We start from the raw sequence: 14,483 nt of genomic DNA, 5'->3' as shown, positions 1-14,483 counted from the left end.
TCAGACCTCGAGAAGCTCGGCCTCTTTGCGCTTGAGCGCGTCGTCAATCGCGTCCACGTACTGCCGCGTCAGCGCATCGAGCTCCTTCTCGCCGCGGGCGATCTCGTCCTCGCCGACCTCGTTCTTGAGCGCGTCGAGCTGATCCTTGGCCTTACGCCGGATGCCGCGCACCTGCACCTTGGCGTCCTCGCCCTTCGAGCGCACGAGCTTGACGTACTCCTTGCGGCGCTCCTCGGTCAGCTCGGGCATCGTCACGCGCACGATGTTGCCGTCGTTCGTCGGGTTCGCTCCGAGGTTCGGCATGTCGCGGATGGCCTGCTCGATCGCCTTGAGGGCGCTCTTGTCATACGGCGTGACGATGAGTGTGCGCGCCTCGGGATTGGCCATCGACGCGAGCTGCGCGATCGGCGTGGGCGAGCCGTAGTAGTCGACCATCAGCTTCTGGAACATCTGAGGGTTCGCGCGACCGGTGCGGACCGTGGCGAAGTCCTCCTTGGCGGCGTCGACCGCGCGGGTCATGCGTGCGGTGGTATCTGCGAGGACGTCCGCGATCACGGGGGCTCCTTAGGTCGTGGTTTTGAACGATTCTATCCGGCGCTCGGCGGTCGGATCCTGAACGGCCGCGCCGTCAGGGGGTGACGAGTGTGCCGATCGGCTCGCCGAGCAGTGCCCTGGTGACGTTGCCGGCCGGCTCCATGCCGAACACGCGCATGTCCATGCTGTTGTCCATGCACAGACTGAACGCGGTCGAGTCGACGACTTTGAGACCGCGCTGCAGCGCGTCGCGGTACGTGACCTGCTCGATCCGCTCTGCGGTGGCGTCCTTGTTGGGGTCGGCGGTGTAGATGGCATCCACGCCGTTCTTGGCGACGAGCACCTCCCGCGCACCGATCTCGAGAGCGCGCTGCGCGGCGACGGTGTCAGTGGAGAAGTAGGGCAGTCCGGCGCCCGCGCCGAAGATCACCACCCGGCCCTTCTCCATGTGGCGCTCCGCGCGCAGCGGGATGTACGGCTCAGCGACCTGCGTCATCGAGATCGCCGACTGCACCCGCGTCGCCGCTCCGGCCTGCTCGAGGAAGTCCTGCAGGGCGAGGGCGTTCATGACCGTGCCGAGCATGCCCATGTAGTCCGCACGACCGCGGTCCATGCCCCGCTGGCTCAGCTCCGCCCCGCGGAAGAAGTTGCCACCGCCGACGACCACGGCGACCTCGACGCGATCGACCGCTGCGGCGATGTCGCGAGCGATCTGGCTGACGATGTCGGGGTTGACGCCGAGCTGGCCACCACCGAACGCCTCGCCGGACAGCTTCAGGAGGACGCGTCGGCGTCCAGTGCCTTCGGTCATGGATGAGTTCCTCTCGTCGCTCTCAAGATAGTGCCTCGTGGGCATGAAGAAGGGGGTTCGGATCACAGATCCGAACCCCCTGAAGGATGTTACGCGCCGACCTTGAAGCGGGCGAAGTCGGTGACGGTGATACCGGCATCCTTCGCCACCTGCGCCACGGACAGCTTGTTGTCCTTCGCGTAGTCCTGCTCGAGCAGGGCGACCTGCTTGAAGAACGCGGTTACGCGCCCCTCGACGATCTTCGGCAGGGCAGCCTCGGGCTTGCCCTCGTTGCGCGAGATCTCGGTGACGATGTCGCGCTCCTTCTCGACCTCGGCCGCGGGGACGTCCTCGCGGGTGAGGTACGAGGGGTTCGCGAACGAGATGTGCTGCGCGATGCTGCGCGCGGTCTCGGCGTCGTCACCCGAGTAGGCGACGGCGACACCGATCTGCGGAGGCAGGTCCTTGCTGGTGCGGTGCAGGTACACCGACACCGCGTCGCCCTTGAGCGTGCGCACCCGGCGGAGTTCGACCTTCTCGCCGATGATGGCAGCCTCGTCGGAGATGAGCTGCTCGACGGTCGCGTCGCCGGCCGGAGCGGCCAGGGCCGCCTCGAGCGAGTCGGCGCTCACCGCGGAGACGGCGTCCGCGACCTTGTCGGCGAGCGTGATGAAACGGTCGTTCTTGGCGACGAAGTCGGTCTCGCAGGCGAGCTCGATCAGCGTGACGCCGCCGTCGACCTCGCGTGCCGCGACCAGGCCCTCGCTGGTGGAGCGATCGGCGCGCTTCGCGTTGCCCTTCGCACCCTTCAGGCGCAGGATCTCGGTAGCCTTCTCGACGTCTCCGTCAGCCTCCTCGAGCGCCTTCTTGGTGTCGACCATTCCGGTGCCGAGCTGCTCGCGCAGCGCCTTGATGTCGGCGATGGTGAAGTTGGCCATGTGTGGTGGCTCCTTGCTTCGTGTCTGTGCGTGTGTGGGGATGACTTACTTGGCGTCTGCCTCGGCCGGAGCCTCAGCGGCGGCCTCGTCGGCTGCAGGAGCCTCGTCGGCGGCGGGAGCCTCAGCGGCCTCGTCCGTGGCGGGAGCCTCAGCGGCCTCGTCGGCTGCAGGAGCCTCAGTGGCCTCGTCGGCTGCAGGAGCCTCAGCGGCCTCGTCGGCTGCAGGAGCCTCAGCCGGGGTCTCAGCAGCATCCGCCTCGCCACCGGTGAGCAGCTCGCGCTCCCACTCGGCGAGGGGCTCGGCGTCGCCGGCGTCCGGGTTGTGCTTCTGCTGCAGGCCCTCGGCGGCGGCGTCGGCGATGATGCGCGTCAGCAGCGAGACCGAGCGGATGGCGTCGTCGTTGCCGGGGATCGGGTACTGGAAGTCGTCCGGGTCGGCGTTGGTGTCGAGGATGCCGATCACGGGGATGCCGAGCTTCTTGGCCTCGTCGATCGCGAGGTGCTCGCGCTTGGCGTCGACGACCCAGAGGGCCGACGGGGTCTTCGACAGGTTGCGGATGCCGCCGAGCGACTTGTGCAGCTTGTCGAGCTCGCGCTTCTTGAGCAGCAGCTCCTTCTTGGTGAAGCCCGAGGCGGCGGGGTTGTCGTAGTCGAGCTCCTCGAGCTCCTTCATACGGGCGAGACGCTTCGCGATGGTGGAGAAGTTCGTGAGGAGGCCGCCCAGCCAGCGCTGGTTGACGTAGGGCTGACCCACGCGGTCGGCCTGCTCGGCGAGGATCTCCTGCGCCTGCTTCTTGGTGCCGACGAAGAGGATGGTCCCGCCGCGGGCGACCGTCTCCTTGACGAAGTCGTACGCCTGGTCGATGTACGACAGCGACTGCTGCAGGTCGATGATGTGAATGCCCGAGCGCTCGGTGAGGATGAAGCGCTTCACCTTCGGGTTCCACCGGCGGGTCTGGTGTCCGAAGTGCACACCGCTGTCGAGCAGCTGGCGGATGGTGACCACAGCCATGGTCGTCTCCTTGTTCTGACGCTTCGCGTCGTTGAGGTTGAGTCGCCGGTCGGTCGACCGGCAGTCCTGGCGCCCGGCGCACACCCGCCCCTTCGAAGAAGGGGACCTGTGGGAGTGGATGCCACGACCGAAGTCGCTGTGGGCACGCGTAGTCACCCCGATTTCGAGGTGCTCTCCCAGTGTACAGGATCACCTTCCGCCCGATGCGCGGTCACCGGCGTCGCACTGCCTCGTCTGCACAGCCCCGTCTGCACAGCCCCGACCGTTTCCGCGGTTCTCCCCCGCGCCCGGGTTCCGCCGGAGCTGGGACGGCGGGATCGCCCACAGTGTAGGGATGCGCTGCGCGTCGATCGCCCTTCTGCTGTGTCTGTCGCTCCTGCCCGGCCAAGCCGGTGCTGGCGGCGACGACGGCTCCGCAGCGGTTCCCGGCTATCCGTGGCGGTGGCCGGTGGCCGCTCCGCGCACGGTCGTCGAGCCCTTTCGCGCACCCGCGCACGAGTACGGTCCGGGCCACCGCGGGATGGATGTCGCCGCAGACGCGGGCGCACAGGTGCGCGCACCGGCCGCCGGCGTGGTCGCCTTCCGCGGCACCGTGGTGGATCGTCCGCTGATCACCGTCGACCACGGCCGCGGGCACGTGAGCACCTGGGAGCCGGTGCTCTCCACTCTTCCGCCCGGTCAGGCAGTCGAGGCGGGCGCACTGCTCGGGGTGGTGGCCGCCGGCGGACATGCCGCTGCCGGCACGCTGCACGTGGGAGTGCGGGTGAACGGGGAGTATGTCAATCCCCATCCGCTGTTCGGGCACGTGCCGCGCGCCATCCTGCTGCCCTGCTGCTCCCCATTTCCGTGACCGATGTCGGCGTGGCGCTCACGCCCGCGGATGCGCGAGCCGGTACGCGGCGGCGAGGCGTTCGGACGACACGTGCGTGTAGATCTGCGTGGTGCCCAGGCTGGCGTGGCCGAGGAGCTCCTGCACGGCACGCAGGTCGGCTCCGCCGTCGAGCAGATGGGTCGCGGCGGAGTGCCGCAGCGCGTGCGGCCCGATGTGTTCGGCGCCCACGAGCGGCCCCAGCACCCGGTCGACCAGCGCGTACACCGCGCGCGGGCCGATCCGTCCGCCGCGCGGGCCGAGCAGCAACGCAGGAGTGGCACGGGCCGCACGCGCCAGCAGAGCGGGACGGGCCCGGGTGAGGTAGGCGCCGACGGCGCGCGCGGCGGGGGCGCCGAACGGGATGACACGCTCTTTGGCCCCCTTCCCCATCACGCGTACGGTACGCCGGTGCAGGTCCACGTCGTCGAGATCGACGCCGCAGATCTCCGACACCCGCGCGCCCGTGGCGTAGAGCAGCTCCAGCACCGCGTGATCGCGCAGTGCGATCGGGTCGCCGTCCGCCGCTTCCCTTCCGCAGGCCTCGAGCAGTTCGCGCATGCCGTCCGCCGATGCGACGGCGGGCAGGGTGCGGGGCAGCTTCGGTGTCACCAGGCGCAGGCTGGGGTCTAGCGGTATCAGCTCGCTCTCGTGCGCCCAGCGGAAGAACGAGCGCGCTGCGGCGGCTCTGCGGGCCATCGTCGACCGGGCATCCCCGCGCTGGGTGGCCTGCCAGAGCCACGAGCGCAGGTCCTCGAGGTCGACGTCTCGCAGCAGCGCATCGCCCACCAGGGCGCCGAGATCCGTGAGGTCGCCGCGGTACGCCCGCACCGTGGCCGGTGACAGGCGCCGCACCTGCTCCAAGTAGGAGGTGAAGGATTCCACCGCGCTCGAGTACCGCACCTCACCAGGATGGCGCTTCCCCGCTGTTCCGGGCGGCTCCCACGCGGTGGTGCGCCGCCCGCACCCCTATCACGGGCTGCGCACCCAGCCCGCCGCTCGCTGCTGCACTTCGCCCTCGAGGTCCAGCACGCCGAGCAGCGCGCGCACCCGATCCACCGACAGACCGCTGCGGCGAGCCAGGTCGATCGGCTCGCGCGGGCTGCGGATGCTCAAAGCATCCAGCAACCGGGTGCGATCGTGATCGATCGCGGGGTGCGGCTGCTGCTCCGACTCGTCGTCCTCGCCCCAGAGCTCGCGCACCTGGCGTGCGTCAGTCACGCAGATCGCGTCGTATTCGCGCAGCAGCCGGTGGCATCCCGCCGACGCGGCCGACGTCACCGGCCCCGGCACCGCGCCGAGCGGGCGGCCGAGAGCGGAGGCATGCCCGGCGGTGTTCAGCGTGCCGCTGCGCCAGCCCGCTTCGACGACCACCGTCGCCAGGGACGCGGCGGCGATCATGCGGTTGCGCGCGAGGAAGCGCCATTTGGTGGGCGCCGACCCGCACGGCACCTCGCTGAGCACCACCCCCGCCTGCCGGATCCTCTCGAAGAGCTGCTGGTGGCCGATGGGGTACGAGCGGTCCACTCCGCCCGCGAGGAAGGCCGCCGTCGCGCCGCCGCTACCGAGCGCCGCACGGTGGGCAGCACCGTCGATCCCGTACGCCCCGCCCGAGACGACGAGCGTCCCCCGGGCTGCCAGGTCACCGGCGATCTCGCCCGCGACAGCCTCGCCATAGGAGGTGGCAGCGCGCGCGCCGACGATCGCCGCTGCCGTGAGGGCGCCCAGCACCGTCGGGTCGCCGCGCGACCACAGCAGCACGGGAGCGTGGGCCTCGAGATCGTCCAGGCCGCGCGGCCAGAGGTCGTCCGTGGGCAGCAGGACTCGGGCGCCGACCTCCTGGGCGGAGATCAGCGCGTCGAGCACAGCGCGCGGCTGCGCGCGCGGAAGCCAACGGGCCAGGGCCTCGTGCAGAGCACGCGGCGGCACCAGGGCGCTCGAGAGAAGGCCGGTCTGCCCGAACGCGATACGCAACGCATCAGTGGCCCCGCATGCCCGGATGAGCGCGCCGGCCACCGCATCGCCCGGTTCGATCAGCACTGACCAGGCAACCCGAGCGGTGACCTCCTCGGTGTCCGCGTCGGGTCGCAGCCGCCCTGCGGCGCGACGGATGTCGTCGTCGTGGATCAGCGGGAGTCCTCTGCGCGTCCGCGTCATGCGAGCAGTCCTTTCTTCAGGAACAGCGCCTGTCCGAGCTCGTCGGCCCCGGGCGTCGAGCGTCCGGCGAGGTCGGCGAGGGTCCAGGCGATTCGCAGCACCCGGTCGTAGGCCCGCAGCGTGACCCTCCCACGCTCGAGCGCGCGGTCCAGCGGCGCGCGGACCGCTGCCGGCAGGCGCAGCGAACCCTGGCGCAGGCGCTCTCCCGGCACATCCGCGTTGACGCGCCACGGTGTGCCGTACCAGCGTTGTGCGGCACTCTCCCTGGCAGCGGCGACGAGGCGGCGCGCCTCCGCCGAGCTGAGCGCCGACCGCTCCCCCGATGTCGCCCGAGACGCGGCGACGCGCGCCACCTGCAGGTCGATGTCTATGCGGTCGCGCAGCGGCCCCGACAGTCGCCCGGCGTAGCGGCGGATCGCGGTGGGCGGGCAGCTGCACTCCCCGCCGCGCACACCGTACTGTCCGCATGGGCAGGGGTTCATCGCCATGACGAGCTGGAACCGCGCCGGGAAGCTCGCGGCGAATCCCGCCCTGCTGATCTCGATGCGTCCGGATTCCAGCGGCTGGCGCAGCGCGTCCAGCGCGACGCGCTGGAACTCGGGCGCCTCATCGAGGAAGAGCACGCCGCGATGAGCACGCACGATCGCCCCCGGGCGGGCGGTGCGCGAACCGCCGCCGACCAGCGCTGCTGCGGACGCGCTGTGATGCGGCGCCTCGAAGGGCGCGACGGTGTCGAGCCGGGTGACGGCGTCGCCGGTGAGTGAGCGGATCGCGGCGACCTCGAGCGCCTCGTGCTCGGTCAGCGCAGGAAGGATGCCGGGAAGCCGCCGGGCGAGCATGGTCTTGCCCGCCCCCGGCGGTCCGCTCAGCATCATGTGATGCCCACCGGCGGCCGCGGTGATCAGCGCGTGCACGGCTTCGTCCTGACCGATCACATCGGCGAGCTCCAGTGGCTCGAGAGCCTCGAGCGGCCGGCTCGGCAGCGCCACCGGCTCCGTGTCGGCGACGGCGATGTCCGCGCCGTGCGCCGCCGCCACCTCCGCCAGCGTCGCTGCGGCGTGCACCTGCACATCGGGCACCAGGCGGGCCTCCGCTGCGTTGGCATGCGGTACCACGATCCGCTCGAACCCGGCTCGAGCGGCCGCGTACACGGCGGGAAGAACGCCGGGTACCGGGCGCAGCCGGCCGTCGAGCCCGAGCTCGCCGATGTGCACTGTGCGCCGCACTGAATCGCGGCGCAGCGCGCCCGTGGTGGCGAGGGTGGCGACCGCGACGCTGAGGTCGAACCCGCTGCCCGCCTTGGGCAGGTTGGCGGGCGAGAGGTTGACCGTCAGGTGGCGTCGCGGGAAGTCCAGCCCGGCGTTCACACAGGCGTTGCGCACACGCTGGGCGGCCTCGCCGAGCGCCTTGTCAGGCAGGCCGATGATCTGGAAGGCCGGGGTCTGATTGCTGAGATCCGCCTCCACCTCGACCATGTGTCCGTCCACCCCGGTCAGGGCGACTGCCCAGGTGCGCGCCGTGCTCACCGCACGTCCTCGAGGTGCTCGAGGCGGGCGGTGGCGGCATCCGGTCCGGTCAGGGCGATCGCCTGCAGCCGCAGGCTGCGCCCGCGCGCCGACTCGGGGTGCGCCTGTGCCCATGCGAACGCGAGCCGCCACAGCCGGCGGCGCTTGCGCTCGTCGATCGCCTCGAGCGGGTGGCCGAAGCGCTCTGAGCGCCGGGTCTTCACCTCCACGACGCACAGCAGATCCTGCCGCGCCGCGATGATGTCGAGTTCACCCTGCGGGCATCGCCAGTTGCGGTCGAGCACGGTGTATCCGAGGGATCTCAGATGCTGCGCCGCGCGCTCCTCACCCGCTCGCCCGAACTCGTCTTTGGCTGCCATGACGACAGCCTGCGGTGCGGCTCGGACGCCGGCACGTGGCGATCACGGTGATTGTGGAGAACCCGCCGATGTCCCCGGATTGGGGACGACCGTCACTTGCCGTCGAGCGAGAGCTCCTCGGGCAGCTCGAACTCGCGGCGCTGCAGCTCCTCGACGTTGACGTCCTTGAACGTCAGCACGCGCACCGCCTTCACGAACCGGTCGGCGCGGTAGATGTCCCACACCCACACGTCGGTCATCGAGATCTCGAAGTAGAAGTCGTGCTCGGTGTCGCGACGCACCACGTTCACCTCGTTGGCGAGGTAGAACCGCCGCTCGGTCTCGACGACGTACTGGAACTGGCCGACGACGTCCCGGTACTCGCGGAACAGCGCGAGCTCGAGCTCGCGGTCGTAGTCGTCGAAGGCATCCTCATCCATGATGACTCCATCCTAGGAGCACGGCAGCCGGAACGCGGATTCGTCAGAACAGCGTGGGCGCGTCCGCGATCGCCCATGACGCCCGGTGCAGCGGCGAAAGGCCCCGTTCCCGGATCGCCTGGCGATGCTCCGGGCTCGCGTAGCCCTTGTTCCGGTCCCACTGGTACGCGGGATGCTCCGGATGCTGCGTCGCCATGAATTCATCCCGGGCGACCTTCGCGATCACCGACGCGGCAGACACAGAGGCGCAGTCCCGATCGCCCTTGACGACCGTGCGCACGGTCAGCGGCGCGGCGTGCACCCGGGACACGTAGTCGTAGTTGCCGTCCAGGATGACCAGTGTGCGCTCCAGCCCGACGCCGCGATCGACCACCGCCTGCACCGCCCGCGATGCGGCGAGCCCCAGCGCCCGCATGATGCCCACCTCGTCGATCTCCGCCGAGCTGGCCCAGCCGACCGCAGACACCGGCACCCAGGCGCGGGCGCGCTCGGCCATCTCCGGGCGCCGCCGCTCGGTGATCATCTTCGAGTCACGCAGACCCGCGATCACGCGGCGGCGGGCGCCCGCGGCATCCATCACCGCGGCGCCCACTGCGACGGGTCCCGCGAGCGCGCCGCGACCGACCTCGTCGAGCGCGATGATCAGCTCGAACTCCTTCAGCAGCCGGCGCTCGAGGGTCAGGGTGGGCGCGACGACGTTCATTCCCGCTCCGGAACGGCGCGGAACACCTCGTCGTGGGTGTCGATCAGACCGAACCGGTCCAGCGGCCAGGTGGTGAGGAACGCCCGCCCGACGACGTCCTCCAGCGGCACGAAGCCACCGCCGGGCAGATCCTGATGCGCGCGGGAGTCCTGGGAGCGGTCGCGGTTGTCGCCCATCACCCAGATGCGGTCGGCGGGGACGGTGACATCGAACTCGGTGTTCGACGCGGCAGTGTCGCCCTGCGGCAGATCGAGGTAGCTGAGCTCGTTGATCGGCGAGCCGTTCACGGTGATCTGTCCCAGCGCGTTGCAGCACACCACGTGATCACCCGGCATGCCGATCACCCGCTTGACCAGGTGATCCTGCGCGTCGGTGGTGGAGATGCCCACGAAGGTGAGCGCCCAGTCGACGGCCTCGATCATCGCTGGCCGGGCCGGCCGCTGCGGTGCGGGCGGCAGCCAACCGCCCGGGTCGCGGAACACGACCACGTCACCGCGGTCGTAGCCGCTCCAGCGCGGCGTGAGCTCGTCCACGAGGATGCGGTCGTTGATGAGCAGGGTGCGCTCCATCGAACCGGACGGGATGTAGAACGAGCGCACCACGAATGTCTTGACGACGAACGACACCAGCGCGGCGATGAGGATGATCACCAGCACATCCCGCAGGAAGACGAGTGCGCCCCTGCGCCGCTGCGGCCGTCGGGTTGCCGCGGGGGCATCGGATGTCATCTGGTTCCTCTTCATCGGGTGGTCGCGCGAGCGCGGCACTACAAGGGTCGCACACCGTCCTGTCGACGACAGAACCCCGGGACGAGCGTGTCCCGGGGTTCTGGTGCAAGGCTGCGGCGAGTCAGTTCTCGCGCTTCTCCTTGATCTTGGCCTTCTTGCCGCGCAGGTTGCGCAGGTAGTACAGCTTCGCGCGGCGCACGTCTCCGCGGGTGACGACCTCGATGTGGTCGATCACCGGCGAGTGCACCGGGAAGGTGCGCTCCACGCCCACCTGGAAGCTGATCTTGCGCACCGTGAAGGTCTCGCGCACGCCATCGCCCTGACGGCCGATGACGACGCCCTGGAACACCTGGATACGGGAGCGCGAGCCCTCGGTGATGTTCACGTGCACCTTGACGGTGTCGCCGGGGTGGAAGACAGGAATGTCGGAACGGAGCGAAGCCGCGTCGACGACGTCGAGGATCTGCATGATCGTCTCTCTCTGCACTCGCCACAGGTCGGATGCATGAATCAAAGGGATGAGAACGGGTGTGTGCCGAGCGGCGCGCGAGGCGTCCGCGGGTTCCCCTGAGGCAGAACCGGTTCACGGCACAAGCATCCATTCTGCCACGGTCGACCCCCGCGCGCCAATCGTGCGAGAGGGGGATCGTCGCAGGGATCAGGAGTCGCGCGTGCGGGTCTCCTCGACGATCATGACCCTCGGATCCGCGGCCGAGTCGTGCGTCCGCGGCGGGTTCGAGAGGGTCGACCAGGCGATGGTCTCGCGCAGTCGCGCTCCGGCCCCGCGCGCCTCGCTCCACAGCTGACGCAGCTGCAGCCAGAACAGCGCGAGCACGGCCACGACCGCACCGGTGAGCAGCCAGGGGAAGGCGCCGTCGATGAAGCAGCCGACCAGGATCGTGAGCACATGCCATACCCCGAATCCTGCGACGTCCGACCACGACAGGGCGCGCTCGGCACGCACCGACGGGCGCGAGCGGGTCATCAGCGTCAGCGCGAGCTGCGCGATGAACACCGACGGCATCGCGATCAGCAGCACCCACAGCAGGCCCCAGCCGCTCTGGCCGAAGATCGCCCAGCCCACCAGCAGCCACAGCGGCAGCACGAACGCAGCCGGCAGGAGCCATCGGAAGAAGGCCTGTCGCATCACCATGCACCGATGCTACGTCCGCCGGTCGCGGGATGGTGTGCTGTTCGCTGTGAGCATCCGGCACCCCGCATCGGGGAGAATGGATGCCGACGAGAGGAACACCCATGATCGAACTGCGCACACCCGCCGAGATCGACGAGATGCGCGCCGCCGGACGCTTCGTCGCCGAGACTCTGGCGACCCTGCGCGACGAGACGAAGGTGGGGACCAACCTGCTCTCGATCGACGCTCGCGCGCACGACCTGATCCGCAGAGCCGGCGCCGAGTCCTGTTACATCGACTACGCACCCTCCTTCGGGCGCGGCCCCTTCGGGAAGGTCATCTGCACCTCCATCAACGACGCCGTGCTGCACGGGCTCCCGCACGACTACGCGCTGCGCGACGGCGACCTCGTCTCGCTGGACTTCGCGGTGTCCGTCGACGGCTGGGTGGCCGATTCCGCAGTGTCGTTCGTCGTCGGCACGCCTCGCGACGAGGATCTGCGCCTCATCGACACGACGGAGCGCGCACTGGATGCCGCGATCGCCGCTGCCGTAGTCGGCAACCGGATCGGCGACATCTCGGCCTCCATCGCCGCGGTCGCACACGGCGAGGGCTACTCGATCAACACCGACTTCGGCGGCCACGGTGTCGGCCGCATCATGCACGGCGACCCGCACGTGCCCAACGACGGGCGCGCCGGGCGCGGCTTCCCGCTGCGCGAGGGACTCGTGTTCGCCCTCGAGCCGTGGTTCCTCGCCACCACGGACGAGCTCCTCACCGATCCGGACGGCTGGACGCTGCGCAGCGCCGACGGCTCGCGCGGCTCGCACTCCGAGCACACCGTCGCGGTGACGAAGGACGGCCCGATCGTGCTGACCGACCGCTCATTCCTCGGCGTGGACTGACCCGAGCGCTGCGCTCAACGCGCCCGGTACACGTACACGTCGGTCAGATGCGGCAGCTCGAAGCGATCGTGATCAGCAGTCTCCGAATTCCCGTCGAGGATCTGCCCGAGCGCTGCGAGCATCCGCGCGCGCTCGGCTTCCGAGGCGGCGAGGAACGAGCTCACGGTCAGCCACCGTGAGAGGTAGTCGGCGCGGGTGATGCCCTCCGACCAGCGGATGGTCGTCAGCTCCTCGAACACGAAGCCCGGCAGCTCCTCGGCTGCCGAATCGGTCGTCTCGTCGGTGTCTCCGACCGCCGGATGGGCGATCCGATGACAGGCGTGGTCCCAGCTGCAGGAGGGGTCCGAGCGATTCCAGACCAGGCCGAGGACACCGCCGGGCTCGAGCACCCGGTGGATCTGTGCACATGCCGCTTCCCTGTCGAACCAGTGGAACGCCTGGGCGACGGTGACGACGGACGCCGCTGCATCGGCGACGGGGATGGCCTCGGCCGAACCGATGACCGCCTCGGCTCCCGGCAGCTTGCGCCGCAGCACTGCGAGCATCCGCTCGGACGGCTCGACGGCGATGACGCGCGCGGCCCGCTCGATCAGAAGCTCGGTGAACTTGCCCGTGCCGGCGCCCAGGTCGAGAGCGGTGCGCACCGGCCGCGGCACGATGGCATCCGCCGCCGTTGCGGGGAAGCCGGGACGATACCGGTCGTAGTCCTCCCCCGCATCGAGGAACGATCGCGCCAGGAGCTGATCAGCCATCACACGACCGTAACAGCCGGCGAGAGAGCGCCGTGTTCTCAGGCGGCGATTGCCGATGCGCCGACACCGAGTGCCAGCTGGAAGGCCGCGAGCAGCGCCAGGATGACGGTCAGGGCGAGAGCGAACGGCATGACAGCAGTATGTCAGCGCCGTGCTCGTCAGTCGGCGAGCAGATCCGGACGGCGCAGCCGCGTGCGCTCGAGCTGCTGCTCCCGTCGCCAGGCGGCGATCGCGCCGTGGTGTCCGCTCAGCAGCACCGGGGGCACCTCGCGCCCGCGCCAGAGCGACGGCTTGGTGTAGGAGGGGTACTCGAGCAGACCGTCCTCGTGAGACTCCTCGACGAGGCTCTCGGGGTTGCCGACCACGCCCGGGATCAGACGGCCGATGGCCTCCACCATCGCCATCACCGCGACCTCTCCCCCGTTCAGCACGTAGTCGCCGAGGCTGAGCACGCGGACCTCGCCGAGATCGGCCGCATACTCGAAGACGCGCTCGTCGATGCCCTCGTAGCGTCCGCAGCCGAAGATCAGGTGCTCACGAGTTGCGAGCTCGCGCGCCGTGGCCTGTGTGAAGACCTCGCCCGCGGGTGAGGGGAAGATGATGGTCGGCCTGTTCGACGGGCTCATGAGCTCGTCGAGTGCGAGTCCCCAGGGTTCGGGCTTCATCACCATTCCGGCGCCACCGCCGTAGGGCGTGTCGTCGACGGTGCGATGCCGATCGGAGGTCCAGCCGCGCAGGTCGTGCACGTGGAGGTCGAGGATGCCCGAGTCGCGCGCCTTGCCCAGCAGCGAGAGCGCGAGCCCGTCGAAATAGGACGGGAAGATCGAGACGACGTCGACTCTCATCGCAGAATCCCGTCGCTCATTCGGATGGCGTGTCGTCACTCGCATCCGCTGCCTGGAGCTCTTCGAAGAGCCCGGGGGGCGGGGTGACGATGACACGGCCGGCGGCGACGTCGACGGTCGGCACGATCGCCTCGACGAACGGGACCATCACCTCGGCCGAGTCGGTCTTCACGATCAGCAGGTCCTGCGCGGGGAGGTGCTCGACCCGCGCGACGCGGCCGACGACGACGTCGTCGCGCACGACGTCCAGCCCGACGAGCTGATGCGCGTACCAGGCGTCGTCCTCCACCTCGTCGTCCTCGTCCATCCAGAGGATGGCTCGCACGAGTGATTCGGCAGTGGTGCGATCCTCGACGCCCTCCAGGAACACGACGGAGTTGCCGTTCATCACGCGGTAGTCGCGGATGGTGACGCTCTTGCCGTGCCAGCTGGACGCCTCGGGCACCTGCAGCGTGAACTCGGCTCCGGGTACGAACCGGCGCTCGGGGGCGTCGGTGTACAGCTCGAGCTTCAGCGCGCCCTTGAGTCCGTGGGCCTTGAGCAGACGGCCGACGCGGAGCTGGTTCCTCTCGGCGGCCACGTCAGCCGTCCGCGACGTCGACGCGCACGCGGCGTCCGTCGGCGAGGGCGGAGATCAGGGTGCGCAGCGCCTTGGCGGTGCGGCCGCCGCGCCCGATCACGCGACCACGGTCATCCGGGTGCACGTGCACCTCGAGCAGGTCGCCGCGAGGCGATGCGGATGCGGTGATGCGGACGTCATCCGGGTGATCGACGATCCCCTTGACGACGTGTTCGAGCGCGGCGGCGAGCACGGCG

19 protein-coding genes are annotated in these 14,483 nt (G+C 69.9%); 2 read left to right on the top strand and 17 right to left on the bottom strand.

The window, feature by feature from the left end; translation table 11 throughout:
• From frr to rpsB, 4 genes are all read right to left on the bottom strand, one after another.
• Entirely contained in the window at positions 1-555 is a 555-nt protein-coding gene (gene frr, locus WFG93_RS06025) for a ribosome recycling factor (protein WP_336645416.1), read from the bottom strand.
• Between the two features lie 73 nt (positions 556-628).
• Positions 629-1,345, bottom strand: coding sequence for a UMP kinase (gene pyrH / locus WFG93_RS06020; protein WP_336645415.1), 717 nt, complete (start codon positions 1,343-1,345; stop codon positions 629-631).
• An 89-nt stretch (positions 1,346-1,434) separates the two neighbouring features.
• On the bottom strand, positions 1,435-2,262 hold the full coding sequence (gene tsf, locus WFG93_RS06015) for a translation elongation factor Ts (RefSeq protein ID WP_336645414.1): 828 nt from the start codon (positions 2,260-2,262) through the stop codon (positions 1,435-1,437).
• 45 nt (positions 2,263-2,307) lie between these two features.
• Positions 2,308-3,273, bottom strand: a complete 966-nt coding sequence (gene rpsB / locus WFG93_RS06010; protein ID WP_336645413.1) for a 30S ribosomal protein S2 — start codon at positions 3,271-3,273, stop codon at positions 2,308-2,310.
• A gap of 334 nt (positions 3,274-3,607) precedes the next feature.
• Here rpsB and WFG93_RS06005 point away from each other — a divergent pair, with 334 nt between their 5' ends.
• Complete coding sequence (locus WFG93_RS06005) at positions 3,608-4,123, top strand: murein hydrolase activator EnvC family protein (RefSeq protein ID WP_336645412.1); 516 nt, start codon at positions 3,608-3,610, stop codon at positions 4,121-4,123.
• 18 nt (positions 4,124-4,141) lie between these two features.
• Here WFG93_RS06005 and WFG93_RS06000 read toward each other — a convergent pair whose 3' ends face one another.
• From WFG93_RS06000 to WFG93_RS05960, 9 genes are all read right to left on the bottom strand, one after another.
• A complete protein-coding gene (locus WFG93_RS06000) occupies positions 4,142-5,044 on the bottom strand; it encodes a tyrosine recombinase XerC (protein ID WP_336645411.1) in 903 nt (300 codons plus the stop codon).
• A gap of 69 nt (positions 5,045-5,113) precedes the next feature.
• Positions 5,114-6,298, bottom strand: a complete 1,185-nt coding sequence (gene dprA, locus WFG93_RS05995; protein WP_336645410.1) for a DNA-processing protein DprA — start codon at positions 6,296-6,298, stop codon at positions 5,114-5,116.
• A complete protein-coding gene (locus tag WFG93_RS05990; protein WP_336645409.1) occupies positions 6,295-7,824 on the bottom strand; it encodes a YifB family Mg chelatase-like AAA ATPase in 1,530 nt (509 codons plus the stop codon). The genes dprA and WFG93_RS05990 overlap by 4 nt, the downstream gene beginning before the upstream one ends.
• Positions 7,821-8,183: a YraN family protein gene (locus WFG93_RS05985; protein WP_336645408.1), complete on the bottom strand. Its 363-nt coding sequence runs from the start codon at positions 8,181-8,183 to the stop codon at positions 7,821-7,823. The genes WFG93_RS05990 and WFG93_RS05985 overlap by 4 nt, the downstream gene beginning before the upstream one ends.
• 92 nt (positions 8,184-8,275) lie before the next feature.
• Complete coding sequence (locus WFG93_RS05980) at positions 8,276-8,602, bottom strand: DUF2469 family protein (RefSeq protein ID WP_071644723.1); 327 nt, start codon at positions 8,600-8,602, stop codon at positions 8,276-8,278.
• Between the two features lie 43 nt (positions 8,603-8,645).
• The gene (locus WFG93_RS05975) at positions 8,646-9,305 is read right to left on the bottom strand and encodes a ribonuclease HII (RefSeq protein WP_336645407.1); all 660 of its coding nucleotides are present in this window, start codon (positions 9,303-9,305) and stop codon (positions 8,646-8,648) included.
• On the bottom strand, positions 9,302-10,033 hold the full coding sequence (gene lepB, locus WFG93_RS05970) for a signal peptidase I (protein ID WP_336645406.1): 732 nt from the start codon (positions 10,031-10,033) through the stop codon (positions 9,302-9,304). The genes WFG93_RS05975 and lepB overlap by 4 nt, the downstream gene beginning before the upstream one ends.
• Before the next feature lie 121 nt (positions 10,034-10,154).
• The gene (gene rplS, locus WFG93_RS05965) at positions 10,155-10,502 is read right to left on the bottom strand and encodes a 50S ribosomal protein L19 (protein ID WP_336645405.1); all 348 of its coding nucleotides are present in this window, start codon (positions 10,500-10,502) and stop codon (positions 10,155-10,157) included.
• Between the two features lie 189 nt (positions 10,503-10,691).
• Positions 10,692-11,186 carry an MFS transporter permease gene (locus tag WFG93_RS05960; protein WP_336645404.1) on the bottom strand — a complete coding sequence of 165 codons (495 nt, stop codon included), beginning with the start codon at positions 11,184-11,186 and terminating at the stop codon, positions 10,692-10,694.
• A gap of 101 nt (positions 11,187-11,287) precedes the next feature.
• Here WFG93_RS05960 and map point away from each other — a divergent pair, with 101 nt between their 5' ends.
• Complete coding sequence (map, locus tag WFG93_RS05955) at positions 11,288-12,070, top strand: type I methionyl aminopeptidase (RefSeq protein WP_336645403.1); 783 nt, start codon at positions 11,288-11,290, stop codon at positions 12,068-12,070.
• Between the two features lie 14 nt (positions 12,071-12,084).
• On the opposite strand, the gene WFG93_RS05950 is transcribed toward map, so the two are convergent.
• The 4 genes from WFG93_RS05950 to WFG93_RS05935 form a co-directional block, all read right to left on the bottom strand.
• Positions 12,085-12,822 (bottom strand): class I SAM-dependent methyltransferase, encoded by a 738-nt coding sequence (locus tag WFG93_RS05950; RefSeq protein WP_336645402.1) that lies wholly within the window; start codon positions 12,820-12,822, stop codon positions 12,085-12,087.
• A gap of 158 nt (positions 12,823-12,980) precedes the next feature.
• On the bottom strand, positions 12,981-13,667 hold the full coding sequence (gene trmD / locus WFG93_RS05945; protein ID WP_336645401.1) for a tRNA (guanosine(37)-N1)-methyltransferase TrmD: 687 nt from the start codon (positions 13,665-13,667) through the stop codon (positions 12,981-12,983).
• 16 nt (positions 13,668-13,683) lie between these two features.
• Positions 13,684-14,247, bottom strand: a complete 564-nt coding sequence (gene rimM / locus WFG93_RS05940; RefSeq protein WP_336645400.1) for a ribosome maturation factor RimM — start codon at positions 14,245-14,247, stop codon at positions 13,684-13,686.
• A gap of 1 nt (position 14,248) precedes the next feature.
• Entirely contained in the window at positions 14,249-14,479 is a 231-nt protein-coding gene (locus tag WFG93_RS05935; RefSeq protein WP_336645399.1) for an RNA-binding protein, read from the bottom strand.
• Between the last annotated feature and the right edge of the window lie 4 nt (positions 14,480-14,483).

It is taken from the genome of Microbacterium sp. USHLN186, from assembly GCF_037145155.1.
Lineage (GTDB): Bacteria > Actinomycetota > Actinomycetes > Actinomycetales > Microbacteriaceae > Microbacterium.
The sequence above is the reverse complement of the archived record's forward strand: the minus strand, read 5'-3'. Positions and strand labels throughout refer to the sequence as shown.

Excerpts from the sequence above, each read along its gene's own strand:
- pyrH (WP_336645415.1), bottom strand. The coding sequence starts at position 1,345 with ATGACCGAAGGCACTGGACGCCGACGCGTCCTCCTGAAGCTGTCCGGC.
- tsf (WP_336645414.1), bottom strand. The coding sequence starts at position 2,262 with ATGGCCAACTTCACCATCGCCGACATCAAGGCGCTGCGCGAGCAGCTC.
- rpsB (WP_336645413.1), bottom strand. The coding sequence starts at position 3,273 with ATGGCTGTGGTCACCATCCGCCAGCTGCTCGACAGCGGTGTGCACTTC.
- WFG93_RS06005 (WP_336645412.1), top strand. The coding sequence starts at position 3,608 with ATGCGCTGCGCGTCGATCGCCCTTCTGCTGTGTCTGTCGCTCCTGCCC.
- dprA (WP_336645410.1), bottom strand. The coding sequence starts at position 6,298 with ATGACGCGGACGCGCAGAGGACTCCCGCTGATCCACGACGACGACATC.
- WFG93_RS05985 (WP_336645408.1), bottom strand. The coding sequence starts at position 8,183 with ATGGCAGCCAAAGACGAGTTCGGGCGAGCGGGTGAGGAGCGCGCGGCG.
- WFG93_RS05980 (WP_071644723.1), bottom strand. The coding sequence starts at position 8,602 with ATGGATGAGGATGCCTTCGACGACTACGACCGCGAGCTCGAGCTCGCG.
- WFG93_RS05975 (WP_336645407.1), bottom strand. The coding sequence starts at position 9,305 with ATGAACGTCGTCGCGCCCACCCTGACCCTCGAGCGCCGGCTGCTGAAG.
- lepB (WP_336645406.1), bottom strand. The coding sequence starts at position 10,033 with ATGACATCCGATGCCCCCGCGGCAACCCGACGGCCGCAGCGGCGCAGG.
- rplS (WP_336645405.1), bottom strand. The coding sequence starts at position 10,502 with ATGCAGATCCTCGACGTCGTCGACGCGGCTTCGCTCCGTTCCGACATT.
- WFG93_RS05960 (WP_336645404.1), bottom strand. The coding sequence starts at position 11,186 with ATGGTGATGCGACAGGCCTTCTTCCGATGGCTCCTGCCGGCTGCGTTC.
- map (WP_336645403.1), top strand. The coding sequence starts at position 11,288 with ATGATCGAACTGCGCACACCCGCCGAGATCGACGAGATGCGCGCCGCC.
- WFG93_RS05950 (WP_336645402.1), bottom strand. The coding sequence starts at position 12,822 with ATGGCTGATCAGCTCCTGGCGCGATCGTTCCTCGATGCGGGGGAGGAC.
- trmD (WP_336645401.1), bottom strand. The coding sequence starts at position 13,667 with ATGAGAGTCGACGTCGTCTCGATCTTCCCGTCCTATTTCGACGGGCTC.